The following is a 24,671-nucleotide window of genomic DNA, read 5'->3' as shown; positions in this document are numbered from 1 at the left end:
GGAGAGAGAGGAGCCACGATGACTGCCGTCTCCGCCGCAGCCAAGCGACAACGGCCGGATCCTTCCACCTATTCGGAAGCCGAACTCATCGCTCGCGCCAAGGCTGGCGATGAGGATGCCATCCGGATCATTGTCCAGCGCAACAACCAGCGCTTGTTTCGAACGGCGCGCGCCATCGTCGGCAACGACGCTGAAGCGGAGGATGTTGTCCAGGCAACCTATATGCAAGCGTTCATCAATCTGGCGACATTCCGCGGCAGTTCAACATTATCAACCTGGCTGACGAGGATTGCGCTCAACGAAGCGCTTGCCCGCATGCAGCGACGACGCGACTTTACCGGGCTTGAGGAGATCGACATGCAGAACAAGGCGTCAGGCGGCGGTTTGTTGCACTTCCCCTCCTCGCTCGCGCCAGCCGATCCCGAGGCTGAATTGGCGCGAAATCAGACGAGGCGTCTGCTGGAACATGCGGTGGATGCCCTGCCCTCAGAGTTCCGCACCGTCTTCATTCTGCGCGACGTGGAAGGCTTCAGCACGGAGGAAACGGCGTTCCTCCTCAACATCAAGCCGGAGACCACCAAGACCCGGCTGCACCGTGCCCGCAAGATGATGCGGCTTTCGATAGAAAAGCAATTTTCCGGGGCATTTTCCGCCCTCTTTCCTTTCGATGGCGCCCGCTGCGCCGATATGGCTGACCGGGTGATTACAGCGCTGCGCACAATACACGCGGGGAAAAGGGATTCCTCGATACCATCGCAGTAGAAGGGGTCGTATCAGGATTTGGGTGTCGCATGCTGCCTGCCGAGAAATGTCATTTCCTCGTGCTTCACCCTGTTCTCGTCATCGAGAATCGCGCGCCACATGCGGTTGCCTAGTCGCAAGGAAAGGCGTTTCGTTCCCGCGTGATCTTCCGTGCCCACCTCCACGGAAGAGGTGACGGAGCCGCGCTGCATGTAGCGGCGAAATTCTGCAAGCGAGAGACCAAACCGAGCGGCGATTTCCGAAGAATCGACAATAAAATCCCCATTTTGCGCGCGCTCGACGAACATTGCTTCACCCCTTCCGCAGATATACACGCTCATATATCAAACCAAAATGGAGAACGACCACCGGCGGGAGAATCGTTCCCGCCTCCGATCAAACGCTTTGGCGTCTACGGCGTTCGCACCTTTGCGGAAAACGCAAATCTCGGCACGATGGAGACAAGCTGGGCCGACAAAAGCGATATCACCGAAATCAGCATCAAAAAGCCTCCGATGTAGATCCACGGCGACATGTGATCGCTGTGGACGAAGTGCTCATATATTTCGGTAAAGCCCCTGTGACACATATAGATCGGATAGGAGAGATAGCCGAGAAATATGCCAATCGGCTGAATCCTCTCGGGAATTTCCAGATATGTGCCGGCAAGGACGATAAGCGGCGAGATGACGATGCAGAAGAACAGGGCGAATTTCAGCGAATAGGTCGGCAGAAACAGCAGAGCGAAAATCAAGGAGATCGGCAGGAGCGCAAAATAGGTGGTGACGGGCCGCCTGTCTTTCTGAAGCCTGAATATGATCATGCCGACGACGAAGGAGAAAAACACGCGAGCCAGTCCACCGTCGACCGATCGCCATTCCCAGCCAAGGTCGAGGGAGCGGTGCAAGGCGACGGATGCGAGCAGACAGCCAAGTGATGCCGCCGCGACAATAGCTAGATATTTCGTTCTCATCCTGAAAAGCATCAGGGCAAATACCAGATTGACGAGCAGCTCCCAGAACAGCGACCACGCAGGCCCGTTCAAAGGGTATAACGGCCACAAATCCGTTGCGGATCTCGTCAGAAAGCTCGGAGACGGCAGCATGAATGCGGTCGAAATCAAGCTTGCGAGCAAATCGCCGACACTGTCGGTCGACCAATTCCAATGGGCCAGCAATTGCACCAGTCCATAGAAGGTTCCGAGTATGAACAACGGATAGAGGCGCGCGTAGCGGGCTTTCATAAAGGCCGCCAGCGGCATACCGCTGGCGAGCTTTTCGCTATATGCCCTTGCAATGACGAAGCCGCTCAGAACGAAAAAGAAGTCGACCGCGACATAGGCCAAAGGCGCATAAGGTCGTTGAAGGTGATAGACAACGACCGCAAATGCCGCGAGCCCCCGCATCGCGTCGAGCGATGCATATCGATGGCTTGTCCGACCCGCCTGAAGCGAGCGTCCCTGCGGTGGAACAGGGATCGACCTAAGGTCTTCTCCCGTCGCTGAACTATCGGATGCTTTCACAACTGATCACCATTTCACGTTGTTGGCGCTGGCAGCACCGAAAAATTCGTTGCGCAGGCCGCGATCGAGCGGACGAACCCGCGTGAGATTGCGAAGAAGTTGGCGAGGGCGCCGAAGCGCGCGGGTATTGAAAAAATAGGTCGACAGCAGACTGGCGGACTTGCTGTGCGCACCGCTATGCCCAACCCGGTAAATGGCGCCGCGAAACGGCAGCGCCTCGAGGGGCGTGCCGCGCTCGGCCAATATGTTTGCGATACGCACATGACTGCCCAGCATCGACTTCACATAGTCGATATCGGCAACCTCAAGTGTCGCCGGAAGGTCGTAGAGACGCGATTGCACGATCAACGATGTGCCGCAGTAATTCGCGAAATCATCGTAATGCATGATCAACCGGCCGCCTTCGTTCCAGAGGTAGCCCTTGTCGATCTTCCAGCCGTTCGTATCCGGGTGCTGCGCAACGTAGCTGACGATATTGGCGCTGACGAAATCGTCATCGTCTACGATCATGAAAAACCGCGAATCCCGGGCTGAAAGCATACCGCTCAGCACGCGGCGGCCCTTGTCCAGGCGGAACGCGTCGTAGACCCTTTCTCTATCCGCGCTATCCAAATCGTGGAGCTGGTTCGGGGGAAACGTAACGCGTTCGACTGAAAATTGCGGCGGCAGATCGGGAAGGTCCGCACCCTCATTCGCGACGATAACGGCGCTCCAATCGGGGTTCGATTGACCGGCAATCGACGCCACGGTTTGGGACAACCGTTCTTTCAGCGCCGGCCAATCCTTGGCATTGTCCTGGTGTCGAACCGGAATGATGAACGTAACGAGTGACATAATTCCCTCTTTTGCGATCGCATCGGCCCTGCATCCGACAGGGACATTGGAATAAACAATCGATTTCGATGCTCGGCCGCTGAGCCGAACGAAAGTTAGCGCCGCCGGAGCATTGTCTTTGCCAGGAAAAGAGCTCTCTCCCGGCAAAGGATGAAGATCAGGCTCGTATAGACGATCGCGCCGACGGATATTTCGATCGCCAGGCGCGAGGCCGGGCTCCAGTCCTGCAGCAATGCCGAAGCGCCGAGCACGGCGGCAAGCATTCCGACATAGGCAGCTATCGGCCTAACGAACTGGGCGAAATAAGCTCCGACGCTGAGTGCAATCAAGCGCGAAACCATCCAGAGCGTTACCGGCCAAAGAAGCAGCACTTCGAGCATCAGCGCGAAGACGATGGTGGTCACGCCATATGGGTAAAGCAGCAGCACGGTGATGATCGTGACGATGTTTCGCACGAGCTGGTAGTAGAACCACCAGTCCGACTTGCCCTGGCTGGTAATCAAGGATGCCTGGACAACGCCGATGCCGCTCATCAATCCGATGACGCAGAAAAACCGCACCGGCCAGATCGCAGCCGCCCAGTGTTGCCCGAAGATCAACGGAATGGCGTCGTCGGCCACGGCGGCAAGACCCATGAAGGCCGGAAATGACACCAGCGAGCAGCCAAACGTTGCCATGAGGAATGCCTCACGGACCTTATTCTGATCATGCTGCAGCGACGACAGGAGAACGTGCGTGACCGAGGTCAGGCCGCCGGCAACGACATTGTTGATCATTTCGAAAAGCCGCCGGGCGAAATTATAGATGCCGAGCGCGGCCGGACTGACGAGCGTGCCTATGATGAGCTGATCGAGGCTCATGGACTGGAGGAAGCGATTGCCGGACGCAAAGACGCCGTAATGCAGGAGCTCGCGAAGACTGCTCCACTTGATCCGCACACCCGGCAGCCATCCCGCGCCCCAGAAGGCGGCTATGCATCCGGCGGCAGGTGCGGCGATCTGCGCGATCGCCAGTGCCCAGAGGCCGAAGCCGGCGAAAATCAAGGCCAGGCATACGAGGCCCGATACGACCGTGGCGATCGCCGTGCGGACGGCGGCGAGATGAAAGGACATCGTGCGGCCGATAAGGGCATTGGGAACGATGATCATCATGTCGAAGAAAATCTTCAAGCCGATAATCATCAGCAAGCCGACGATTTCGTCATGCCCCAGGGCATGGGCAATGTAGGAGGATCCCGCGAAAAGCACGAGGTAAAGGATCGCCGCCGACGCGAACGACAGCCAGAACACGGTATCGAGGTGGCTTTGGCGAATGGTCTTCTGCTGGATCAACGCTTCGCCGAACGCGGTCGGCCCAAGGCCGGCGGCAAAGCTCACGATGCTGAAGGCAAGCGCCACAAGACCAAAGTCCTGCGGCAGCAGATATCTCGACGTGACAATGAAAACGAGGCTGTTCAGCGCCGTCGGTATCAGCGTATCCAACGCCGACCAGAACGCCCCTTTCAGCGCCGCGCCGGATCGGTTCTCGCTCAAGTGTTCGAAGACGATCTCGTCCGACTCGAGAATCGCGCTTCCCGTTTCCCAGGAAGGCGGCGACCTCAAGCTTTCATCCGATTCATTAGCGATGTTACAACTCCATCTGGTTCCCGCCGAAGCAGCCGTGCAAGGTCACGAAATCGAAGGCTGGGGCTCAAATGGCGCCGAAATCGAAATGGTCAAGCGCCCGTCTTGCGCAGCGCAATGCATTTCATATCTTTTTTGCTGCAGCGCACAGTTAGTGACGGCGCTGAGCAATGATATTGCCCTCACGTTTCGTTATTGGCTGATCGCTTGGACATAAATGTGACGGCTATACCCAGAGGCATTGGCAGCCATGACGTGCCTCAAGCGTCGGCCAGCGCCGCCGCGTTGTTGTTTGACAAAAGCCGCGCCATGGCACTCAGAAGATCCGTCTGCGATATCAGGCCAAGGACACGGCGGTCGGTGTCCACGATAATCACCGCATGCGTGCGCCCGTCGGTCAGAACAGGCAACAGCGATAGTGCAAGATCGGCTGCGTCCGCCACGGCCGGCTTCGATATCGCGCCCGCGATGCTATCGATGCTGTCAGACAATTCACGCAGGCCAATCGTACCGATCAAGCGGCCTTCCCGATCCTTTACCGGCAGTGTGCGGATGTTGTGCTTCAACAGAAGATGCCGGGCATGATCCGGCTCGGTGCCCTCGCTGATGGCGATGACGTCGCGTGACATGATGTCGGCGCAGCTTATGTTGCCGTGCGACCGCACCGCTGCCTGCAATTCGACTTGCCGCAGCAGGCGGCTAAGATCGGCCCGATCGATATCGAAGGTCTCATCGAGCGCGGCCAGAGCGGCATCGACGTCTTCTTCGCGGAAGCCTACACGCAGGACCGACGGCAGGTCACGCGTCTGATGGGTGTTCTCCGCCGGCATTGCGACAACATGCGGATAGTTGCGCTTGGAAAACCTGTGAAACAGCAGGCCGAGGCCGACCAGTATGCAGGAATTCAGGGCCACGGGGATGAACGGAAAGAAGAAACCCCAACTTGCAACGACCGGGCCGCCGAGAACGGCGGTCAGAGCTGCCGCGCCGCCGGGTGGATGGAGGCATCGGGTGAAAGACATCGCGCCGATCGCAAGTGAGACGCCGACCCCGATTGCGATAATCGGATCATGAATGAAATAGCCTGCAATGATGCCCATCATGGCGGAAATGGTGTTGCCGCCGATAATCGACCAGGGCTGGGCAAGCGGACTGGACGGGACCGCGAAAAGAAGCACCGCCGATGCGCCCATCGGTGCGACGATGAGCGGTAGATGGGGTCCTTGCCCGAAGAGATAGCCGCTGATGACGCCGGTAAGGCCGATACCGATCAAGGCCCCAAGGCAAGCCATCAATCGTTCATGCAGGGTTGCCCCAGCGAGGATTGGCGAAAACAAGCGGAAACGGCTCGGCCCCACCTTGGGGGAGTCTGGATGCTGCATGATGAAACCAGTTTAGGAAAGATTGTTTGTGAGTGGGTGGAGGCGCCGTTTAGTTTGTTACCAGCCGCGGATCCCGGCTCTTGGCCGCGCTGAGGACTTCGTGAAACGCTTTGAAGGCGGTTGGCCGATCATTCCTGCGATAGATGAGGATCGTGTCGATGGCTCCCAGTTGATGAGTTGGGGAACTCGTCGGCCAGTGCATGAGATCGAGAACCGATTTCGGCATGACACCTGCCGCGCTCCCGGTTGCCACGCTTGCCAGGATCGCGTGGTAGGAGCCAAGCTCTCTCGTCTGCAAGCCACTCGATTTTCGCGCCCAGCTTTCGGCAATCCTTCGATAGGTGCATCCAGGTTCGAGAGCAGCAAGCGATCCGACCCGCAAGTCGGCGGCGGATTGAATGGGCGGATGCCCGGACGGCAATACGAGCAATAGATCCTCGACAAAGACAGGTTCTACTTCAAGGCTCTCAAGCTCGGCATCAAAATCCGCATCTTCGTCAAGCATCGTTTTCGGCGGGCGGGCGATCAGCGCACAGTCCAATACGTCACCAAGAACGTCCCGGGTGAGATCGCGCGATGCACCCAATGTCAGATGAAGCGACACATCGGGCCACATCCGGTTGAATTGGGTCAGCGCTGCCGGCAACCGGCTTGCCGCCGTGCTTTCCATCGTTCCGACACGCAGCGTGCCGGAAGGCTGCAGGGGCCTGACGGCCTGTCTCGCTTCCAGCGCCAAGGCGGCGAGGCGATTGGCATAGACCAGAAATGTCTCGCCTTCTCGCGTCAAAGTCATCTTTTTGCCGTCGCGGCTGAAGAGCAGGACGCCGAGATCATCCTCCAACTGCTGAATTCGGGTCGTCACATTCGACGGCGCGCGGCCGACGGCTTTGGCCGCCTTGGTCACGCTGCGGTCGCAAGCGACGGCGAGGAATATCTCGATCGATGAAAGGTCCAAAAAGATCTCGATTCAGGAATTAAATTACCATATCGTTCCCTATATAAAAATCATTGCCGCTGCTCAAGCGGGTTTTCGCCTCGAACCGTCAAGCGGGAGAGATTCAAAGAGCGGATGACAAAATCAGATCGATCGGAGATGGACGAGGAAACCCATGAATACGCGTCGCCTGCGTGTATGCTGCACGAAGTCGATCCCGCCTATAGTGGTATTTCGCCCGCCTTTGCCACGGACTCAGAGGTCTTTGCCTGGCGAAAGCCGGAACGGCAGAAGTTGATCGATGAGCGCAAGGCCTTACCGGTGGCGCAGCGCAAGGACTATACGCGCGCCATCGCGAGCCATCTTGACCGGATTGTCACTAAGGTCTCCGGTAAACACATAAGCCTGTTTTGGCCGTTCCTCGGAGAACCCGATCTCCGAGGATGGATGGCCGCCTTGACTGCCCGTGGCGCCATTTGCCTGCTGCCCGTGGTCGTCGCCAAAGCCGAACCATTGATATTCCGGTCGTGGAAAATGGGTGACCGGCTTGAACGTGGCGTTTGGAATATCCCGGTGCCTGAGGAAGGTGCGCAAGCCGTTCCGGACATCGTCATAGCGCCCCTCGTCGGCTTCGATGCTGAATGCTTCCGGCTTGGTTATGGCGGCGGCTTTTTCGACAGAACACTGGCTAGTTTCGACCGCAAGCCCTTTACCATCGGCGTCGGCTTCGAGTCCCAGAAGATCGCCACCATTCATCCCCTTGCTCACGACATTCCCATGGATGTGGTCGTCACGCAAACCGAGTTGCGATACCGCTGAGCTCTCAGGCCTTAGCCGCAATGTCCAACTTGAATGCCGAAGAGAACGGCAAATCGACTTCCAAACAGGCAGCCAACCTTGTCGGCGTCCCGACTTGCCCTTGCGAAATCGCAGTTTCTCACCTTTGGCACATGGATTGCTTCTCTATGATCGACATCAGAAGAGACGATATTTCATGTGGCATGTTCTCCCCTCCTTGCTTCTAAGCATTTCTCTCGGGCTGAGCTGGAACAGGTTCCTGCTCACCTTCACAAGCCGAAGCGAGCCTCTTCAAAACCAGATGCCGGTAACGATGGTCGCCGCGGCCGTCTGCCTGTCCGCCCTCGCACTGTCCGTTGCCGACAAAGGGTTGCTGCTAGGGGGAATGATCGTTCTGCTCGGCCTGGCCCTTGCGACCATCAGCAAGGGCCTCGCCCATCCCGTCATCATTGTGGGACTTTCGGCCGCCAGCCTTGCCGCCTATCTGCAGTTCACGGTTCACGCTCTTTAGCGGCCGCCAGTGCTTTCGCGCTGAATGAACAAAGAGCATGAGCTCGCGTTAATGGCGTAAGAGAGTCCGGTACGGAAGCAAAGCGCCGTGGGAAAAACATTCAAAGTTGGCGATCATGTGAGCTGGAACTCCGAAGCGGGCCATGTCAGCGGCACGATCACCAAAATTCACACCCGCGATTTCGATTATAAAGGCCATACGCATCGCGCTTCGGCCGACGATCCGCAGTACGAAATCAAGAGCGACAAGACCGCCCATATTGCAGCGCATAAGGGGAGCGCGCTTCAGAAGATCCAATGAGCCAGCGGAGCTCGCGCCAGCATGGCTTCCTCGTCAGCCTAGAGACCGTGCTGACGTCCCGCTGCCATAAGGCTGAGGATCGTCTTCCGATGCGGCCGCGGTGACTTGCGAGGCGCCTGACGTTATCTGCTGAAGCAATCACCAGAATTTCACGCCGATACCGACGACAACGGCGTTCTGCTTCAGATCGACGTTCACGCCGTTGATATCCTTATCGCCGAAGTCGGTGTAGCGGTATTCCAAGCGTCCGAAGACCCGATTGGTGAAGGCATAATCAACGCCGGCGCCAACCGTCCAGCCGTTGAAGGTTTTGGTGTCTTTGCTGCCCGTGTCGACAAACCCACGCGTCGCTTCCCAGCCGCCTGTCGCATAGATCAGAGCGCGATCGAAAGCATAGCCGAGGCGGGCGCGGACCGAACCATCAATGTCCGTCCCAACATCGATGCCGGGTGCGATAGTATCTTTGTTCCAGTTATAATTGAGGTCGCCTTCGAGGCCGAGCACAACATTATTCTCAAATTGCCAATTGTAGCCGATGAAGCCACCGACGAGGCCGCCGCTCAGATCTTCAGACGCGCGTGCGCCGGGAATGCTGAAATCTCCATTGACCCAATTGCCGCCGCCGCGAATACCGGCATATGCACCCGCCCAAGTGAAACCTGCCGGAGTTTCGACGACAGGCGCTTCCGGCGCCTGGGTTACAACATCCGCGGCCGACGCCGCACTGAATCCAACGATACTGGCAATCGCGGTGGAGATGAGCAGCTTATGCATCGGTGTATCCTCGGTTGTTGTTATGGGTCGGGATATAGGTCGGCACCGTTCAAAGGCTGTCGTAAAACTATCACGTTTTGACCTGGAAGCCTATTTTCGCTTCAGGATTTGACGGATCGCGTCCATTACGAGCGCTCTTCCGCACTGTCCTTTCGGCTTTGCCGCGCCTGTTCATGAAGAGAAGCCAAGCTCCCGTTGCAGCCCAGTCGCCAATCCGTTATACAGCCGACGTCGGAAAAGGCAGACTTGGTCTGGTAAGCCCAAGTCCTTTCGGTAACGAAAGCTCTGGTCTTTGGCTTCGTGCACGAGATCCCCACGACGAACATCGGACGCCGCCCGGGCGCCCAATCGTTCGTCCGTGTGGTACTCAAAATCGAGGAACGCTCCGGTCGAACATCGACACAGGAGTACTTCATGCCCAGCCACCACCCGATCCCCTATGATGTTGTGATTGCCGGAGCCGGCCCTGTCGGCTTGTTCCTCGCCTGCGAGTTGCGGTTGTTCGATCTTTCAGTGCTGGTGCTGGAGCAGGCCGAGGATCCACGCTCCCCCTTGAAGCGCCTGCCGTTCGGCATGCGCGGCCTTTCGGCCCCCATCATCGAAGGCTTCCACCGTCGCGGCCTTTTGGACGCCGTCGTCGCGGCGCAGCGCGAGAACGATATCTTGGGCGCAACGCGATCAGCCGCCCACTGGATGCAACAGCCGCGCCGGCCGGCCGGCCATTTCGCCGGCATCCAGTTCTACTATGACAACATCGACACATCGCAGTGGCCATATCGTCTGCTGAGCCCTGCCGGGACCAGCATGATGGTGGACACGGAGTCGCTCGAAAATGTCCTCGCCGCTCGGGCCGGCGCGATGGGTGTCGAGATCCGGCGCGGCTTCGGCGTCGAGACGTTCGATCAAGTGGACGAAGACGTGACCGTCCGCGCCGGCGGCGAGACCATCCTCGGACGCTGGCTTGTTGGATGTGATGGCGGCCGCAGCACTGTGCGCAAAGCTGGCGGCTTCGACTTTGTCGGTACGGATCCCGAGTTCACCGGCTATTCGGCCGAAGTCGAGTTGGCTGATCCGGACAAGCTTCGACCGGGCCGTACCTACACGCCAACGGGCATGTATAACTACGCGCCGCCAGGAACGATCGCGATGGTCGATTTCGACGGTGGCGCTTTCCATCGAACCCAGCCGATCACGCTTGACCATGTGCAGGCGGTATTGCGCCGTGTCTCCGGCGCCGAGGTCACAGTGACGGCCCTCGGGCTCGCTACGACCTGGACGGACCGCGCCTATCAAGCGACCACCTATCGAAAAGGACGAGTGCTGCTCGCCGGCGACGCCGCGCACATCCACTCGCCATTGGGTGGCCAAGGGCTCAATCTCGGGCTTGGCGACGCGATGAACCTTGGCTGGAAACTTGCTGCCATCATCCGCGGCGATGCCCCGACCGATCTGCTTGACAGCTACTGGCGTGAACGGCATCCAGTCGGAGCTCAGGTCCTCGACTGGTCGCGCGCCCAGGTCGCGCTCATGCGGCCGACCCAGAGTTCGCGCGCGCTCGAAGCCATCATCCGCGACCTCATCGACACGCACGACGGCGCGACATACTTCGCCGAGCGGGTGTGGGGCGTTTCACTCCGCTACGACCTTGCAAGCCTCCACCCGCTGATCGGCCGCAGCGTACCCGATTTCGAGTTGACCGACGGGACAACGCTCGGAGAACTTCTCAGGAAGGGGCAAGGCATCCTGCTGGACTTTGACCTGCGCTCTCCCCTGCGCGCGCTTGCAAGCCGCTGGCGTGGGCGGATAACTTATATCGCAAGTGATGTCAGGGATCGGCTGGGGTTAAGCGCTGTGCTCGTGCGCCCGGACGGCGTCGTCGCCTGGGCGGCTGACGCTGCCCCTAACCTTGAGCAGGCTGCTGAGGCCGCGTCGCGGTGGTTCAGCGAAGTCTCCTCATAGGTACCGCATTAAGTCCGTGATCGTATCAATCAAACGGAGCGGGCGCTCAAAACCGCCGCGCGATGTTGCGACGGCGTCTGCCCAAATGTGCGCTTGAATGTCCTCGTGAACTGCGACGTGTTTTCAAATCCGACATCCAGCGCGATCTCGATGAGAGGCGCCTTCGACCGGGCAAGAATCGACTTCGCCCGCTCCATGCGAACCCGGTTGTATGCCTTGGCAGGAGACATTCCCGTCTTTTCGATGAAAATTCTCTCCAGTTGCCGCCGTGACAGTCCAACCTTGGCAGCCAACTTCGGAATCGGCAGGCTGCCATCGACGAACTGTTCCATTGCGATCATTGCCGCCTTCACGCGGGCATCGTCATAGTCTTCGTACAGCGGACGACGGGGCTGGATGTCCGCGGTGGTTCGGGCCTTCTCGATCTGCAGGACCTCCAGCGCATTTCGCTCCGCGTCACGGCTGATGTATTTCCTGACCAGCAATGCCGCCAAGTCGGCGGCGCTGCTGCCGCCTGCGCACGATCCTCGCTGGCGATCGAGATTGAACAGTCGGTCGGAGCGGACCTTGAGCTCGGGGAAGCGCTCTCGAAACTTCTCGTAATGCAGCCAGCTTACACAGGATTCGTGCCGTTTCATGAGGCCCGCCGCAGCAAGAATGAATGACCCGGTGCACACGCCGATCAGTGGCACCTTCTTGGCGTCCGCCTGCTTGAGATATGCAATTGTCTCCTGGTCGACGGGGTTTTCGACGGTCAGAAGGCCGCCGACGACCGCGATGTAGTCGAACCGCGAGGGATCAACGAGATCCGACGTCGGAGCGACCTGGACGCCACAGCTCGAGGCTATGAGGTGCCTCGTGCTTCCAATCACCTGCCAGTCCGCAAGAACCCTTCCGGAACGATCCTGTTTGTCGCTTGCAAGCCGCAACGTATCCACGAAGAGCGCGAAGGCGGACAAAGTGAACGACCGCGCCAAGATGAACCCCACCTTGAGACGGCTGGCGGACGTGACGACGTCATCTTCCGGCCGATATTTCTCAAGCATCTCTTTATCTCCCTGCCGCTTCCAAAGACCGCAAAGACCTATTTTATCGGATCTGGAAGCCGTGCGCGAGTGGATCGCGTTCATCGACAAAAATCGTGTTGTGGCCGATGACGCGTGCCCAGCCTCCGATGCTCGGAAGGATGCCTTTATAAGCTCCGATACTAACCTCGGCTTCGAGCCGGCCTTCGAAGATGGTTCCGATCAAGCTTTCATGACGGTATGTCGATCCGACAGCCAGACGTCCCTTTGCATGCAATTGCGCCATCCGCGCTGATGTGCCGGTGCCGCCCGGCGACCGATCGATGGCCTTTTCACCATAAAACACCGCGCAACGGCCATCGGAGGCATCGTTGACCGGACGATCGCACCATATCGCATGGTGAACGCCACGAATGCGGGCATCATCCGGATGGATCGGATCACATATGCCGGCGAGAGCGGTCCTGAGCTTCTGACTGCAACCGACGATATCGGCCGCAGTCATGCCGTCGAGACCGCTCCAGTTTTCTTGCGGCTCCACCACCGCGTAGTAGTTGCCGCCATAGGCAATATCGACACGCAGACGTCCCATGCCAGGCACATTCACCTCAACATCCGCTGCGTGGAGATAACTCGGCACATTGAAGAGCCGGACGGAATCGACATGATCTCCGCTCGTCTCGAACGTGACATCCACCCTTCCAGCGGGGGTTTCTATCGAGAGCTTCCCGGGCTCGCGCGGCTGAACCAGACCTTCCTCGATCGCAGCGGTAACAAGCCCGATGGTGCCTGCCCCGCACATCGGCAGGCAACCGCTGACCTCGATGAACAGGACCGCTATGTCGCAATCATCGCGGTAGGCCGGATATATGATCGCGCCGGACATGATGTCGTGCCCCCTCGGCTCGAACATCAGCGCCTTGCGAACCCAATCATGATCCCGAAGAAATATCTCTCGCCGCTCGCCCATCGGTGCGTGCGGCAGAAGCGGACCGCCGCCTGCGACCAGCCGCACGGGATTTCCGCAGGTGTGCGCATCGATGCAGAAAAAGCTGTTTCTCATCGTGGGTGTCCTTGATGTCATTTCGACACTGGAAGCTTGTCACGGTCCAGCAGACCGCGGGACAGCCTGTCGAGGAGCAGCGCGACCGCCACGATTGCCAAACCAGCCCTGAGACCCAGACCCATCTCCATGCGTGTCAGACCGCGCGTGACCTCCGCGCCGAGGCCACCTGCGCCGACCAGACCGGCCAAGACCACCATCGCCAGAGAGAGAAGAATGCACTGATTGAGGCCGACCAGAAGGGTCCGCTTTGCCAAAGGAATTTCAATCTTCCAAAGGATGGCACGGGGATGCGCACCGATGGCACTGCCGAGCTCCTTGAACTCCCTCGGCACCTGGTTGAATGCGAGCGTGGTCAACCGGAGCATCGGCGGAATGCCATAGACAATGGTGGCTATGATTGCCGGCACCCGCCCAAGGCTGAAGATCATCACGGCCGGAATGAGGTAGACCCACGGCGGAACGGTCTGCATCACGTCCAGTATCGGTCGCACCGTCGCTTGCAGGGCCTTATAGCGGGAGCAGAGAACACCGATCGGAAACGCGATGAGAACGGATATCAGGACGGCGACTGTCACCAAGGCAACGGTCTGCATGGACGCCGTCCAGAGTCCGACGAGAAGGCAAAACCCAAGGCAAAGGCCCGACAGGATCGCGGCGCGGAGCCCCACGGCCACAAATGCCAGAACGACAACGATCGCGATCAGCGCATAGGACGGCACGAAGAGCAGAGCCGCCTCGATCCCTGAAAGGACTGCCTCGATGATAGTGCTGATCGCCGCGAACAGCGGATGAAGGTTGGTGTTCAGCCAGTCGACCGCCGGGGCAAGGAAGGCGCCTGGTGAAAACTGCAGGATCGAAGGGCTCATGGCTTCCTCCCCGTACCGAAGCTTGCGGCGCTCTGGGTGATCCGGTCAATCACCATCGTCAGAACCACGATGGCAATCGCACCGTTAATGGATGTTGCGATATCGAGCGTGCGGATCGCACCGTAGATCGTCTCCCCCAGCCCGCCGGAGCCGACGATACCCGCGATGACGACCATCCCGAATGCCATCATAAGGCTCTGGTTGATACCGGCCATGATGCTCGGAAGAGCAAACGGCAAGCGGATCTTGAAGAACATCTGGCTCGGCCTGATGCCGCTCGCCTCGCCGAGTTCGATGAACTCCTTCGGCGTCATCCGGATACCCAGCGACGTCAGTCTGATGGCCGGCGGCATCGCAACTACGATCGTGGCGATCAGCGCCGTCGCCGGCCCGTAGCCGAGCAGCGCGATCGCCGGCAGCAGGTAGATATATGGCGGAAGCGTCTGGATCAAATCGAGGCCGGGCTCCATGAAGCGATCCAGCGCGGTGAAGAACCCGGCGGCGATGCCGATCGGAATTCCAAGCGCTAGCGCGAGTACGGTCGCGGTGAGCACCAGAGCCAGAGTGCTCATCGTTTCCGGCCAAAGCCCCATGGAAAAGCAGAGGGCAAGCGCAACGCCGCTGAGCACGGCAAACCAGATATTGACCAGCCGCCAGCCGATAAGGGCGACGACAAGAGCAACCACATAGAATGGTGGGAGCTCGAGAAGCCATAGGATTGCACCGTAGAGCCCTTCGAGAACCCATCGAACATTGTCGAAAAGGGACTCGCCATTGTCGCTCACCCAGCCGAGGGCGGAGTCCGTCCATTCGTCAAAAACATCGGTAAAGCCTGAACTTTCCATGTCGCTGAACTCCAGTTAGGTGTCACGCCGCGGCGAGATTGCTGGTGGACGTTCCCTTGACGCCCATCAACAAGCTTCGCGGTGTGACGACGCCGATCACCTGACCATTGTCCACGACAGCAATGGCGTCGCGGTTCGACTGCATCGTCAATGTGATGAGCTCGTCGATATCGGCGTCCGGTGTCGTGCGTGCCAACGAAGAAATGTCGGAATTCGGCTGACTCTGCTGGAACTCGGCGACGCTGCGCATGACGGAATGCGCCTTGATCAGATGAAGGCGCGATATCCCGGCAACGAATTCTGCGACGTAGTCGTCAGCGGGATTGAGGATGATCTCCTCGGCGGTGCCGGTCTGGATGATCACGCCATCCTTCATGATTGCGATGCGGTCGCCGATCCGGATGGCCTCGTCGAGATCGTGGGTAATGAAGACAGCGGACTTCCCGAGAGCTTTGGTAAGCTGCCGGAATTCGTCCTGAAGCTGCCGCCGGATCAGAGGATCCAGCGCGCTGAACGGCTCGTCCATGAGAATGATTTCCGGATCGGCAGCTAGCGCGCGAGCAAGGCCGACGCGTTGCTGCATGCCGCCGGAAAGTTCCTGAGGATAGCGGTTCGTCCAATCAGCAAGGCCGACCTTCTCCAAGGCCGCGCGTGCCGTCTCGTTTCGCTCGGACTTTGGAATTCCCTGCACCTCGAGGCCGAAGGCCGCATTCTCCAGGACCGTCTTGTGCGGCAAGAGTGCGACGCTCTGAAAGACCATTCCGATATGCCGGGCGCGCATCTGCCGCAGATCGACGGGAGATAAGGCGGCTAGGTCGCGTCCCTTGACCAGAACCTTTCCGGCGCTGGGCGTGATCAGCTTGTTGAGGAGACGGATCAGCGTCGACTTACCGCTGCCCGACAGGCCCATGATGCAGAAGATTTCGCCGCGCCGAACCTCGATGCTCGCATCGGACACGCCGACGACACAGTTGAACTCCTGCAGGACCTGCTTTTTCCCGAGACCGCGCTCTCCGATGGACTTCATCGCGGCGGCGGACTTGTCTCCGAAGACTTTCCAGACGGATTGGCAGTCAATCAGAACTTCATTGGTATCGACATTTGTTTTCATAGCGATCCCCTTTGAGCCAATTGGTGCTGGCTTCTCTCGTTGGGCTTCAGGATGGCCGCCCGGCGAGCCGGACGGCCAGGATACGATTAGTTTTTCTTGATGTTTTCCCAGCGCTTGATCAGGTCGGCATGGGCCCCGATCCAATCCTGGACGGCCTGATCCATGGTCTTGCCATCGCTGACGGCGCCGTTCATCGCCGTGATATCAGCAAGCGGAACATAGACGCTGGCGATGACTTCGCGAGCATGTGGATTGTCAGCCGAAAAACCCTTCTTGCCGATCCAGTAGTAGCTCTGCGGAGGCGGGAACACGCCCTTCGGATCCTTGAGGAACTTGACCGGATACTTCTGCATCATCCAAGACGGTTCCCAGATCGTAACGGCAATCCATTCCTTGCGATCAATGGCCGATTTCAGAGCAGCGGTCATAGCTGCCGTGCTGCCTTCCACGAGTTGCAGCTTAAGACCGTATTCTTTGACGGCATTGGCCGCGTCACGCATCAGGCCCGAGCCCGGCTCGATGCCGACGATCTTGCCGCCGAACTTGTCGGCATTGTCGTTCAGCTGGTCCGTAGAGTCGATCGGAACGTAGTTGGGGACGGCGATGGCTTGGTAAAGGCCGTGGGAAACCGGCGAGATTTTCTCCAGACGGTTCTTGTTCTTGTCCCAATAGTCCTGAGCAACATAATCGGTCTGAGATGCAAGGATCTGAATGTCACCCTTGCTCAAGGCAGCGTAGGCGATACCCCATTCCGAAAAGGGCAGAACCTTGACCGTATAGCCCGAATCTTCGAGGACCTTTTTGGTGATGCCCGTGATAGGGGTCAGATCCTCCCAGGACATGGTGCCGATGGTGATGGTCTTTTCTTCAGCATGAGCAGGAAACATGCTCATTCCGATCATCGCAGCGGCGCAAAGCGCCTTCCACAAAGCCTTCATTGTTTTTACTCCTAGTTCTCGTTCCCATTCTTCTGAAGATCTGCGCTTGGCTCGATCCTCATTATTGCGCGGCGAGGGATCATCCCTCGCGGCCTGCACGCAACTCCTGCAGCCGGATGACCGAGTTCACGCCGAGCCACGCGATCGGCTCGGGCGGCAACTTGCTCGGCTCCGGTTGATTTCTGTATTGTTCGAGTTCAGGGCTACCCGCCCCTGTCGCCAGATCGGCAGCCATCATCCCCGCGAGTGTGCTCTTGACGGTGCCGAGGCCATTTTCGCAGCAGGCAGAAAAGAGCCCTTCTTCGACCTCACCAAATGCTGGCACATGGTTCCGGCTGAGGCACAGCGCACCGGCCCAGCTATATTCCAGGGGCAAGCCTTTCAGTCCGGGGAAACGGGCATCGAATGACCGGCGCTGCTCGGCAGCTATGCCGGCGACACGCCTATCCGACACCTGGAGGCTTGGATCGTATGTGAACCTCGTCCTTATGACGATACGGGACAGGCCGTTTGTGGTGATCTTGCGTACGGTCGCGCCCATGGGATCTGCGGGCAGAAGCGCCCAGCGGTCCGCTCCGGTAACACCGCCATATTCGTTCTGTGAGAAGGCGGTTGTCATCGATGCGTAGGTAAAGATGTGCATCAAGCGGCGGCGAAAGTGGCCGAAGCTTTCGATGTGGCCGTTCACACCCAGAATGACCTTCGGCGCAGACACGGATCCGCGGTTTGACTTGGCCTTCCAGAACCTGCCTTCGCGCGAAAGCTCCAGCACCGGTGAATGCTCGTAAAGATCGATTTTTGATCGCAGTCCGCGCGCCAAGCCGCGGATATATTCCGCCGGCTGGATCAGCACGGCCCCTGGGGTATAGAGCCCTCCTCGATAATAGTGCGAGCCGGTCATTTCCCGCATCTGATCGGCATCGAGAACGCGATAACCTTCGCCGATCTTCTCGAGGGACTTTCTGTAATTCTCGTTGAGCCCCAGCCCCCTGTCCGACGCAGCGGCGTTCGTCTTGCCCGATGGATCGAATGTTTCCTTGGACAGGCCATACTCGGCCGCAACATCCGCGGCGAACGCGATTGCCAAGCGGTTCTGTCTGATCTCGTCCTTGGTGGACTGCTCGTCGGCAACCGAGTACTCGCCGGACGAGAGATTATGCGGCACATCGATCATGAAGCCGGAATTTCGTCCGGCCGGTCCTTTTGCGAGTTCACGAGCCTCAAGAATGACGATCTTGTCCTGCGGCCGCGATTGCGAGAGGCGCCGGGCCGCGGATAGCCCGGCGAATCCTGCGCCGATGATCAGCCAGTCCGCAGTAATGTCGTGGTCAAGCGCCGTCACGGGATAGGCGCGTTCGCTAATCGCCTCCCATCCCGAAACGCCGGTATCAATCGGTAGGCGCTTGATCACATGCCGGGTCATCGGATGGTCTCGTCGACGGAGCGATCGGAGATGTCGATCCAGATGGTCTTGAGTTCGCAATAGTTGTCGTGTGCGAAGATCGACTTGTCGCGGCCGCCGAAGCCGGATTCCTTGTAGCCGCCGAACGGGGTCGTCGCGTCGCCTTCGCCGAAGCAGTTGACCGTGACGAGGCCGGCCCGGATGTCGCGCGACAGGCGGATCGCATGCTTCAGGCTGCCGGTATAGACCGATGCCGTCAGGCCATAATTGGTGTCGTTGGCAAGGGCGACCGCCTCGGCCAGCGTGTTGAAGGTCGTCACCGACAGGATCGGCCCGAAGATTTCTTCCTTGAACAGCCGGCTGGAGGAGGTGACGCCGTCGACCACCGTCGGCTCGACGAAGATGCCGCCATGTGTTTCGCCGCCATGGGCGATCGTCAGCTTCTCGCTTTTGACGTCGTCGAGGAAGGAGGTGACCTTCTCATAGTGGTTCTTGCTGACGAGAGCACCGACGCGGTTTTCCGGATCGAGCGGATCGCCCGTCTTCCACTCGCGCATATAGGCACCGATGCGCTTCAAGAGCTCGTCCTTGATCTTGGCATGGACGATGAGGCGGGAACTGGCGCTGCAGTTTTCGCCCATGTTCCAGAAGGCGCCATTCACCACCTGCTCGGCGACGAGATCGAGATCCTCTGCATCCTCCAGCACCACGGCCGGGTTCTTGCCGCCGCATTCGAGCACGACCTTCTTCAGGTTGGAATCGGCGGAATAATGCAGGAAGCGCCGGCCGGTCGGCGTCGAGCCGGTGAAGGCCACCATGTCGACATCCATGTGCAGGCCGAGCGGCTCGCCGACCTCCCGGCCGCTGCCGGTGACGACATTGAAGACACCGGCCGGGATGCCGGCTTCATGCGCAAGTTCGGCAACCCGCAGCGTCGTCAGCGTCGTCTCCTGCGCCGGCTTGACGACGACCGAGCAACCGGCCGCCAATGCCGGGCCGATCTTCCAGGCGAGCATCAAAAGCGGGAAGTTCCAGGGCAGGACGCAGCCGACGACACCGATCGGCTCGCGCACCACCATCGCCAGCGCATTCGGGCCGACCGGATTGGTGTTGTCATAGAGCTTGTCGATTGCCTCGGCGTGCCAGCGAAGGGTGTGGATGGTATCGGGCACGTCGACGGTCTGGCATTCGCGAACCGGCTTGCCGCTGTCGAGGCTTTCCATCACCGCCAGTTCATGGCGGTTGTCTTCCAGCAGCTTGGCGAACTTGATCAGCGTCGCCTTGCGCTCGCCAGGCGACAGTTGCCGCCAGCGGCCATCCTCGAACGCCTCTCTTGCCTTGAGGACGGCGTAATCGACATCGCTTGCGTCACAGGCGGCAACGTCCGCCAGAAGTTCGCCGGTCGCCGGGTTCGTCGTCTTGAACGTCTTGCCGGAATTGGCCGGACGGAAGCTGCCATCGATGAAGGCATTGGTCGGGAACTGAAGGCCGGCGGCGATTGCCTTGTATTCGGCTGCGGTCAAGGGTTCATGCATGATTGGCTCCCGAGGTGATCTGGGCGACCGTGCGCTTCAAGGTGGACACAACGGTCTCAAGGGTTCTTTTCTCTTCGGAGTTCAGTCCGCGCAGCGGCGCGCGGACCGGACCGGCTTTCAGGCCGATGATCTCGCAGCCATGCTTGATCGACTGCACGAACTTGCCGGTCTCAAGGAAATCCATCAGCGGCAGCATCGCCGCCATGATCGCCCGGCCCTTGTCGAAGTTCTTTTCGAGCACGCAGGCCTCGTAGAGCGCCACGTGTTCGCGCGGCAGGAAGTTGGAGCCGGCGCAGACCCAGCTCCTGGCGCCCCAGGCGAAGAATTCGAGCGCCTGGTCATCCCAGCCGCAGGACAGCGCGATATGAGGGAACTTCCGGGCGAGCCGATGCAGGTTGCCCATGTCGCCGGAGCTTTCCTTGATCGCCACCACGTTCTTGGATTTGCCGACGCGGGAGAAATACTCCTCGCCCATCATCACACCCATGCGGGCGGGATAGTTGTAGAGCATGATCGGCAGGTTGGCGGCGCGGTCGACGGTCAGCGCATGAACGGCGTTTTCGCGCTCGGTCGGCAGGGCATAAGGAGGCGACGACACCAGGATCGCATCGGCGCCGATGTCCTTCGCCGCCTTGGCATATTCGACCGAATCTTCGGTCCGCGTCGCGCCGGTGCCGATGATCAGCGGCAACCGGTTGCCGATCACCTCCTTGGCATAGGCGCCGAGCTCGAAACGCTCCTGGCTGCTCTGGGCATAATATTCGCCCGTCGATCCGCCGACGATGATGCCATGCACGCCGGCATCGATCAGGGATTCCAGGACCGCAGCAAACCCGGCCCGGTCGATCTGCCCGTCCGAGCTCAGCGGCGTGATCGCAGGCGTGTAGATACCTTCAAACTTCACGGCAGTTTCTCCAATGATTGCACGCTCGGACCGCCGATCATGGCGTCCGACTTAAGTCCTTGTGGCGCGATGAACATTTCCATGTTCTCGCGGGACAGTTCCCAATGCTCGAAGACCAGGTCGACGACGGCGTCTTCGTCGTGAGCGCTCAAGGCCTCGATGAAGCTGTCATGGTGCTCGACCGCCACCTGCAGGCGGCGCCGCATGTCCTGATTTCTCGGACGGAAGAAGGTGTGCCCGATGCGCGCATGGTCGATCAGGAGCCGGCCGAGGCTCGGCTGCAGATAGACGTTGGCCGACATCTCGCCGAAGATTTCGTGGAAACGATTGTTCTCGAGAACCATCGTAAACGCGTCCATGTCCACGCTGGCCTGGCGAAAACGCTCCTGCGTCTCCTTCAGATCGGCAAGCTGGGCCGGCTTGAAGTTCTGTACCGCGAGGCGGCCGATCGCCGCGTAAATCATCGGCGCAACCAGGAAGAAGTTCCTGAGCGTCGCGTGGTTCATCGGAATGACCCGGGCCCCGCGGTTCTCGCGAATATCGATATAGCCCTCCCCCGCAAGCCGCCGGAAGATGTCGCGAACCGGGGTGCGCGAAAGGCCGTAGCGCACGCTGAGGCTCACCTCATCAAGATCGGCATCGGGATCCAGCTCCATCGTCAGGATCTGGCGCTTCAAGTCCTCATAGAGGCTGCTCTTAACGGTCTTCGCCATGGGAAAACTCCGCTTCTCTTTCCTGATGAGGGGATCATTGCACGCCTAGCCGCTCGTGTCAATAATTGTGTACTTGTTGTACACAATGAGTGTTTAGTAAGAATACAATTATGAAAGTGCAAGCCGCCGGGAAGCCATCTTCCCGAGAGTGAAGTCCGATGCGTCAGGCAAATTCATCCAGCAACCGCGTAGCAAAGGCAGGTATTCGGCCACTGCGAAGCCAAGGGAGCCGGATCCAATGATGGGCGAATTGAGGTCACGGAGAGGCCGGCGAGCAAGCCGCCAAAGTCTTCGGTGGCCCTTTGATGTCAGGACCTCTTAAGCGGCGTCGGTCTGGAGCGGCGCAATCGAAGGAACTCCATCTTGAGGGCCGCGTTAACTCGCCAGCATGCCTCTTGAACAAGAAAGAGCCCATGGCGATCAGATATAGCAAGCCACAAATGAGCAGGACATCGGCGCAAGACGTTGAATTCATTGAGAGGTTTCCCAGTCGAAACGACATCTGAGCGCTTCGTCAAGCGAGCTAAATACCCCGCCTGCTAGCCCCTTCACTATCGACACTCGTTCGCGTCAGATTCTCGGCGGTGAGCAAGGCCCTCATGAGATCAATGAACCTCGGAAAGCGATACTCAGGTCCGATTTTGATCGGCCTGCTACTTTATGCAGGCATTGCGACATCGGCTTTCGCCGCGAATGGAGGCCATACCGCCGTGCCCTCCGAAGGACTTTTCCTTATTCAAATTGTTATCCTGGTTATCGTCGGGCGATTGCTCGGGGAACTTATGGTGCGCATCGGGCAACCATCGATCATGGGCCAAATCATCGGTGGGGTATTGCTTGGTCCGTCCGTTCTCGGCGCGATCCTGCCTGATTTTCAGACCATAGTGTTTCCCGCCGACGATGCGCAAAAAAGCATGATCAACTCGGTGGCGCAGCTAGGCATACTTTTTCTACTTCTGTTGGCGGGAATGGAGACCGACCTCGGCTTGGCGCGACGAATGCGGCGCGCGGCATTAGGTGTCTCGTTCACGGGCATCGTCGTCCCCTTCGCGGCGGGTTTTGCGCTTGGCGAATTCCTTCCGGCGGGCTTGCTTCCCGACCCCGAGAAAAGACTTGTGGCCTCGCTGTTCCTGGGCACGGCGCTTTCCATCTCGTCGGTGAAAATCGTCGCCTCCGTCGTTCGCGAGATGGACTTCATGAGGAGAAATATCGGTCAGTTGATCGTTGCCTCCGCCATCATCGACGACACGGTTGGCTGGGTCATCATCTCGGTTACCTTCTCCCTTGCGGAAAAAGGAGGAGTTGAGCTGCCGACGCTCGCAAAGAGCGTGATCGGCACGCTTCTGTTCATGGGAGTGAGTTTTACGATTGGACGACGTGTCGTCTTCGAGATAATCCGTTGGACGAACGACCGCTTCAAAAGCGACCTTCCCGTCCTCAGTGCCATTGTCGCGATCATGGGCGTCATGGCGATCATCACCGATTTAATTGGCGTTCATACGGTCTTGGGCGCGTTTGTGGCAGGCATCCTCGTCGGACAGTCGCCCATCCTGACACGTCAAATAGACACACAGCTTCGAGCGCTGACGACGGCTCTGTTTATGCCGGTGTTCTTTGGTCTCACCGGGCTTCAGACAGATCTAACGGTCCTTCGGGATCCGGCAATCCTGTGGCTGGCAAGCGGCTTGATCGTCATCGCCAGCATAGGAAAGTTCGGTGGCGCATTTCTCGGTGGCCGTTTTGGCGGTTTCTCGAATTCGGAAGCTATTGCGCTCGGCTGCGGCATGAACGCGAGGGGTTCTACCGAGGTGATCGTTGCTTCCATCGGACTTTCCGTCGGCGTCCTGGATCAGCGGTTGTTTTCCATCATTGTAGCAATGGCCGTCGTCACAACAATGCTCATGCCGCCGACTTTGCGATGGGCGCTTGCGCGGTTGCCGGTTCGGGCAGAGGAGCAGAACCGGCTGGAGAGCGAGGAGTTCGAAAAGGCGAGCTACCTCGGCAAATTTGAACGCATATTGCTGGCGGTCGATCTGTCTAAAAATGGCAACCTGGCCTCTAGAATCTCAGGGTTCCTGGCCGCGATCAGGCAGATGCCGGTGACTGTGCTGCGTATTGACGACGAGGCAAAGAGTGAGACGAGCGAGCAGCGGTCGGACGCAGACGGCGTCGCAACATTTGTAGATCGCGTCAAGGCAACCGCAACGAAATCGGTGGCGCAATCCGATGCCGATTCTGCCACACCCTCGGACGTCCACGTCACCGGCAGAAAGAAAGGCGGCGATCTGGAGCAAGCACTTTCCGAAAGCGCTGAGCAAGGACACGACCTGATGATAATCGGGGCCGAACCAGCCATCGCCGACGCCGGGGGGCTGGACGAGCGTTTTACAAAGATGACGTCCTCGTTTCAGGGAACTGTGGCAATTACCTTCAGCAGAGGGCGGCTACCCGAAGAGGATAGTAGACTCCGCATCCTCGTTCCAGTCTCAGGGACGGAGCGCTCCACCCGCGCCGTCGAATTCGCTTCGGCAATCGCAAAAGCTGCCGGTTGTGAAATCGCCGTCGTATACGTCACCGATCCGCAGCAACTCCTTCGGCGGCCCCGCCTCAGCGATATGAGCGATCTTCATGAAGAAGCCTTCAAACGGGTCGACGAAATCGCGGCAAATTATGGCCTCGACATTCAGAAAACCGTTGAACGAGGGACATCGCCGGAGCTGGCTATATTACGAAACGCCAGGCGCCGCCGCGCAAATCTGATAGTGCTGGGCGTCAGCAGGCAAGCGGGCAAAAGGCTTTCCTACGGAGGAATTGCCAATTCACTGATCGACGCCGCTGACAGATCGATCGTCGTTATCGAAGCTGAAAAATAGCATCCGGATGGCCCGC

Annotated in this window: 23 protein-coding genes; 6 read left to right on the top strand and 17 right to left on the bottom strand. The window is 59.0% G+C overall.

Going from position 1 to position 24,671, the window contains the following annotated elements; translation table 11 throughout:
• The first annotated feature begins 18 nt into the window (after positions 1 to 18).
• Positions 19 to 762 (top strand): RNA polymerase sigma factor, encoded by a 744-nt coding sequence (locus N2601_RS22780; protein WP_260305017.1) that lies wholly within the window; start codon positions 19 to 21, stop codon positions 760 to 762.
• Positions 763 to 773: 11 nt separating this feature from the next.
• Here the strand turns inward: N2601_RS22780 and N2601_RS22775 are convergent, their stop codons facing one another.
• The 6 genes from N2601_RS22775 to N2601_RS22750 all read right to left on the bottom strand — a co-directional run bounded on the left by N2601_RS22775 (position 774) and on the right by N2601_RS22750 (position 7,056).
• A complete protein-coding gene (locus tag N2601_RS22775; protein ID WP_104826608.1) occupies positions 774 to 1,049 on the bottom strand; it encodes a DUF6522 family protein in 276 nt (91 codons plus the stop codon).
• Positions 1,050 to 1,153: 104 nt separating this feature from the next.
• Positions 1,154 to 2,263, bottom strand: a complete 1,110-nt coding sequence (locus N2601_RS22770) for an acyltransferase family protein (protein WP_260305016.1) — start codon at positions 2,261 to 2,263, stop codon at positions 1,154 to 1,156.
• A 6-nt stretch (positions 2,264 to 2,269) separates the two neighbouring features.
• Positions 2,270 to 3,097 carry a galactosyl transferase gene (locus N2601_RS22765; protein ID WP_260305015.1) on the bottom strand — a complete coding sequence of 276 codons (828 nt, stop codon included), beginning with the start codon at positions 3,095 to 3,097 and terminating at the stop codon, positions 2,270 to 2,272.
• A 95-nt stretch (positions 3,098 to 3,192) separates the two neighbouring features.
• A complete protein-coding gene (locus N2601_RS22760) occupies positions 3,193 to 4,698 on the bottom strand; it encodes a lipopolysaccharide biosynthesis protein (RefSeq protein WP_260305014.1) in 1,506 nt (501 codons plus the stop codon).
• Positions 4,699 to 4,979: 281 nt separating this feature from the next.
• Positions 4,980 to 6,101: an HPP family protein gene (locus N2601_RS22755; protein ID WP_260305013.1), complete on the bottom strand. Its 1,122-nt coding sequence runs from the start codon at positions 6,099 to 6,101 to the stop codon at positions 4,980 to 4,982.
• 49 nt (positions 6,102 to 6,150) lie between these two features.
• Positions 6,151 to 7,056 (bottom strand): LysR substrate-binding domain-containing protein, encoded by a 906-nt coding sequence (locus N2601_RS22750; protein WP_260305012.1) that lies wholly within the window; start codon positions 7,054 to 7,056, stop codon positions 6,151 to 6,153.
• Between the two features lie 114 nt (positions 7,057 to 7,170).
• Here N2601_RS22750 and N2601_RS22745 point away from each other — a divergent pair, with 114 nt between their 5' ends.
• The 3 genes from N2601_RS22745 (at position 7,171) to N2601_RS22735 (ending at position 8,644) form a co-directional block, all read left to right on the top strand.
• The gene (locus tag N2601_RS22745) at positions 7,171 to 7,854 is read left to right on the top strand and encodes a 5-formyltetrahydrofolate cyclo-ligase (protein WP_260305011.1); all 684 of its coding nucleotides are present in this window, start codon (positions 7,171 to 7,173) and stop codon (positions 7,852 to 7,854) included.
• A gap of 175 nt (positions 7,855 to 8,029) precedes the next feature.
• On the top strand, positions 8,030 to 8,344 hold the full coding sequence (locus N2601_RS22740; protein ID WP_260305010.1) for a hypothetical protein: 315 nt from the start codon (positions 8,030 to 8,032) through the stop codon (positions 8,342 to 8,344).
• Between the two features lie 87 nt (positions 8,345 to 8,431).
• Positions 8,432 to 8,644, top strand: a complete 213-nt coding sequence (locus N2601_RS22735; protein ID WP_260305009.1) for a DUF2945 domain-containing protein — start codon at positions 8,432 to 8,434, stop codon at positions 8,642 to 8,644.
• A gap of 138 nt (positions 8,645 to 8,782) precedes the next feature.
• Here the strand turns inward: N2601_RS22735 and N2601_RS22730 are convergent, their stop codons facing one another.
• Positions 8,783 to 9,418 (bottom strand): outer membrane protein, encoded by a 636-nt coding sequence (locus N2601_RS22730; protein WP_260305008.1) that lies wholly within the window; start codon positions 9,416 to 9,418, stop codon positions 8,783 to 8,785.
• 414 nt (positions 9,419 to 9,832) lie between these two features.
• On the opposite strand from N2601_RS22730, the gene N2601_RS22725 reads away from it, so the two are divergent.
• Positions 9,833 to 11,377 carry an FAD-dependent monooxygenase gene (locus N2601_RS22725; RefSeq protein WP_260305007.1) on the top strand — a complete coding sequence of 515 codons (1,545 nt, stop codon included), beginning with the start codon at positions 9,833 to 9,835 and terminating at the stop codon, positions 11,375 to 11,377.
• 29 nt (positions 11,378 to 11,406) lie between these two features.
• Here the strand turns inward: N2601_RS22725 and N2601_RS22720 are convergent, their stop codons facing one another.
• The 10 genes from N2601_RS22720 to N2601_RS22675 all read right to left on the bottom strand — a co-directional run bounded on the left by N2601_RS22720 (position 11,407) and on the right by N2601_RS22675 (position 21,782).
• On the bottom strand, positions 11,407 to 12,423 hold the full coding sequence (locus N2601_RS22720; RefSeq protein ID WP_260305006.1) for a GlxA family transcriptional regulator: 1,017 nt from the start codon (positions 12,421 to 12,423) through the stop codon (positions 11,407 to 11,409).
• A gap of 43 nt (positions 12,424 to 12,466) precedes the next feature.
• On the bottom strand, positions 12,467 to 13,465 hold the full coding sequence (locus N2601_RS22715; protein ID WP_260305005.1) for a 4-hydroxyproline epimerase: 999 nt from the start codon (positions 13,463 to 13,465) through the stop codon (positions 12,467 to 12,469).
• A 17-nt stretch (positions 13,466 to 13,482) separates the two neighbouring features.
• Positions 13,483 to 14,334, bottom strand: coding sequence for an ABC transporter permease (locus tag N2601_RS22710; protein WP_260305004.1), 852 nt, complete (start codon positions 14,332 to 14,334; stop codon positions 13,483 to 13,485).
• Positions 14,331 to 15,179 (bottom strand): ABC transporter permease, encoded by an 849-nt coding sequence (locus N2601_RS22705; RefSeq protein WP_260305003.1) that lies wholly within the window; start codon positions 15,177 to 15,179, stop codon positions 14,331 to 14,333. Before N2601_RS22705 ends, N2601_RS22710 begins: the two co-directional genes overlap by 4 nt.
• A gap of 22 nt (positions 15,180 to 15,201) precedes the next feature.
• A complete protein-coding gene (locus N2601_RS22700) occupies positions 15,202 to 16,290 on the bottom strand; it encodes a quaternary amine ABC transporter ATP-binding protein (protein WP_260305002.1) in 1,089 nt (362 codons plus the stop codon).
• A gap of 86 nt (positions 16,291 to 16,376) precedes the next feature.
• Entirely contained in the window at positions 16,377 to 17,228 is an 852-nt protein-coding gene (locus N2601_RS22695) for a glycine betaine ABC transporter substrate-binding protein (protein ID WP_104826589.1), read from the bottom strand.
• 79 nt (positions 17,229 to 17,307) lie between these two features.
• Positions 17,308 to 18,651, bottom strand: a complete 1,344-nt coding sequence (locus N2601_RS22690) for an NAD(P)/FAD-dependent oxidoreductase (protein ID WP_260305001.1) — start codon at positions 18,649 to 18,651, stop codon at positions 17,308 to 17,310.
• On the bottom strand, positions 18,648 to 20,165 hold the full coding sequence (locus tag N2601_RS22685; RefSeq protein WP_260304528.1) for an aldehyde dehydrogenase: 1,518 nt from the start codon (positions 20,163 to 20,165) through the stop codon (positions 18,648 to 18,650). The genes N2601_RS22690 and N2601_RS22685 overlap by 4 nt, the downstream gene beginning before the upstream one ends.
• Positions 20,158 to 21,069, bottom strand: a complete 912-nt coding sequence (locus tag N2601_RS22680; protein WP_260304529.1) for a dihydrodipicolinate synthase family protein — start codon at positions 21,067 to 21,069, stop codon at positions 20,158 to 20,160. Before N2601_RS22680 ends, N2601_RS22685 begins: the two co-directional genes overlap by 8 nt.
• The gene (locus N2601_RS22675; protein ID WP_104826585.1) at positions 21,066 to 21,782 is read right to left on the bottom strand and encodes a GntR family transcriptional regulator; all 717 of its coding nucleotides are present in this window, start codon (positions 21,780 to 21,782) and stop codon (positions 21,066 to 21,068) included. Before N2601_RS22675 ends, N2601_RS22680 begins: the two co-directional genes overlap by 4 nt.
• 599 nt (positions 21,783 to 22,381) lie before the next feature.
• Here N2601_RS22675 and N2601_RS22670 point away from each other — a divergent pair.
• Positions 22,382 to 24,655, top strand: a complete 2,274-nt coding sequence (locus N2601_RS22670; RefSeq protein ID WP_260305000.1) for a cation:proton antiporter domain-containing protein — start codon at positions 22,382 to 22,384, stop codon at positions 24,653 to 24,655.
• Positions 24,656 to 24,671 lie beyond the last annotated feature (16 nt).

This window comes from Rhizobium sp. CB3060 (genome assembly GCF_025200735.1).
Taxonomy (GTDB): Bacteria; Pseudomonadota; Alphaproteobacteria; order Rhizobiales; family Rhizobiaceae; genus Rhizobium.
Note: the sequence above shows the minus strand (reverse complement) of the source record. Positions and strands in the feature narration are given on the sequence as shown.

Coding starts and splice junctions, on each gene's coding strand:
- N2601_RS22780 (WP_260305017.1), top strand. CDS start 19: ATGACTGCCGTCTCCGCCGCAGCCAAGCGACAACGGCCGGATCCTTCC.
- N2601_RS22775 (WP_104826608.1), bottom strand. CDS start 1,049: ATGTTCGTCGAGCGCGCGCAAAATGGGGATTTTATTGTCGATTCTTCG.
- N2601_RS22765 (WP_260305015.1), bottom strand. CDS start 3,097: ATGTCACTCGTTACGTTCATCATTCCGGTTCGACACCAGGACAATGCC.
- N2601_RS22755 (WP_260305013.1), bottom strand. CDS start 6,101: ATGCAGCATCCAGACTCCCCCAAGGTGGGGCCGAGCCGTTTCCGCTTG.
- N2601_RS22745 (WP_260305011.1), top strand. CDS start 7,171: ATGACAAAATCAGATCGATCGGAGATGGACGAGGAAACCCATGAATAC.
- N2601_RS22740 (WP_260305010.1), top strand. CDS start 8,030: ATGTGGCATGTTCTCCCCTCCTTGCTTCTAAGCATTTCTCTCGGGCTG.
- N2601_RS22730 (WP_260305008.1), bottom strand. CDS start 9,418: ATGCATAAGCTGCTCATCTCCACCGCGATTGCCAGTATCGTTGGATTC.
- N2601_RS22725 (WP_260305007.1), top strand. CDS start 9,833: ATGCCCAGCCACCACCCGATCCCCTATGATGTTGTGATTGCCGGAGCC.
- N2601_RS22720 (WP_260305006.1), bottom strand. CDS start 12,423: ATGCTTGAGAAATATCGGCCGGAAGATGACGTCGTCACGTCCGCCAGC.
- N2601_RS22715 (WP_260305005.1), bottom strand. CDS start 13,465: ATGAGAAACAGCTTTTTCTGCATCGATGCGCACACCTGCGGAAATCCC.
- N2601_RS22710 (WP_260305004.1), bottom strand. CDS start 14,334: ATGAGCCCTTCGATCCTGCAGTTTTCACCAGGCGCCTTCCTTGCCCCG.
- N2601_RS22705 (WP_260305003.1), bottom strand. CDS start 15,179: ATGGAAAGTTCAGGCTTTACCGATGTTTTTGACGAATGGACGGACTCC.
- N2601_RS22700 (WP_260305002.1), bottom strand. CDS start 16,290: ATGAAAACAAATGTCGATACCAATGAAGTTCTGATTGACTGCCAATCC.
- N2601_RS22695 (WP_104826589.1), bottom strand. CDS start 17,228: ATGAAGGCTTTGTGGAAGGCGCTTTGCGCCGCTGCGATGATCGGAATG.
- N2601_RS22690 (WP_260305001.1), bottom strand. CDS start 18,651: ATGACCCGGCATGTGATCAAGCGCCTACCGATTGATACCGGCGTTTCG.
- N2601_RS22685 (WP_260304528.1), bottom strand. CDS start 20,165: ATGCATGAACCCTTGACCGCAGCCGAATACAAGGCAATCGCCGCCGGC.
- N2601_RS22675 (WP_104826585.1), bottom strand. CDS start 21,782: ATGGCGAAGACCGTTAAGAGCAGCCTCTATGAGGACTTGAAGCGCCAG.
- N2601_RS22670 (WP_260305000.1), top strand. CDS start 22,382: ATGAGATCAATGAACCTCGGAAAGCGATACTCAGGTCCGATTTTGATC.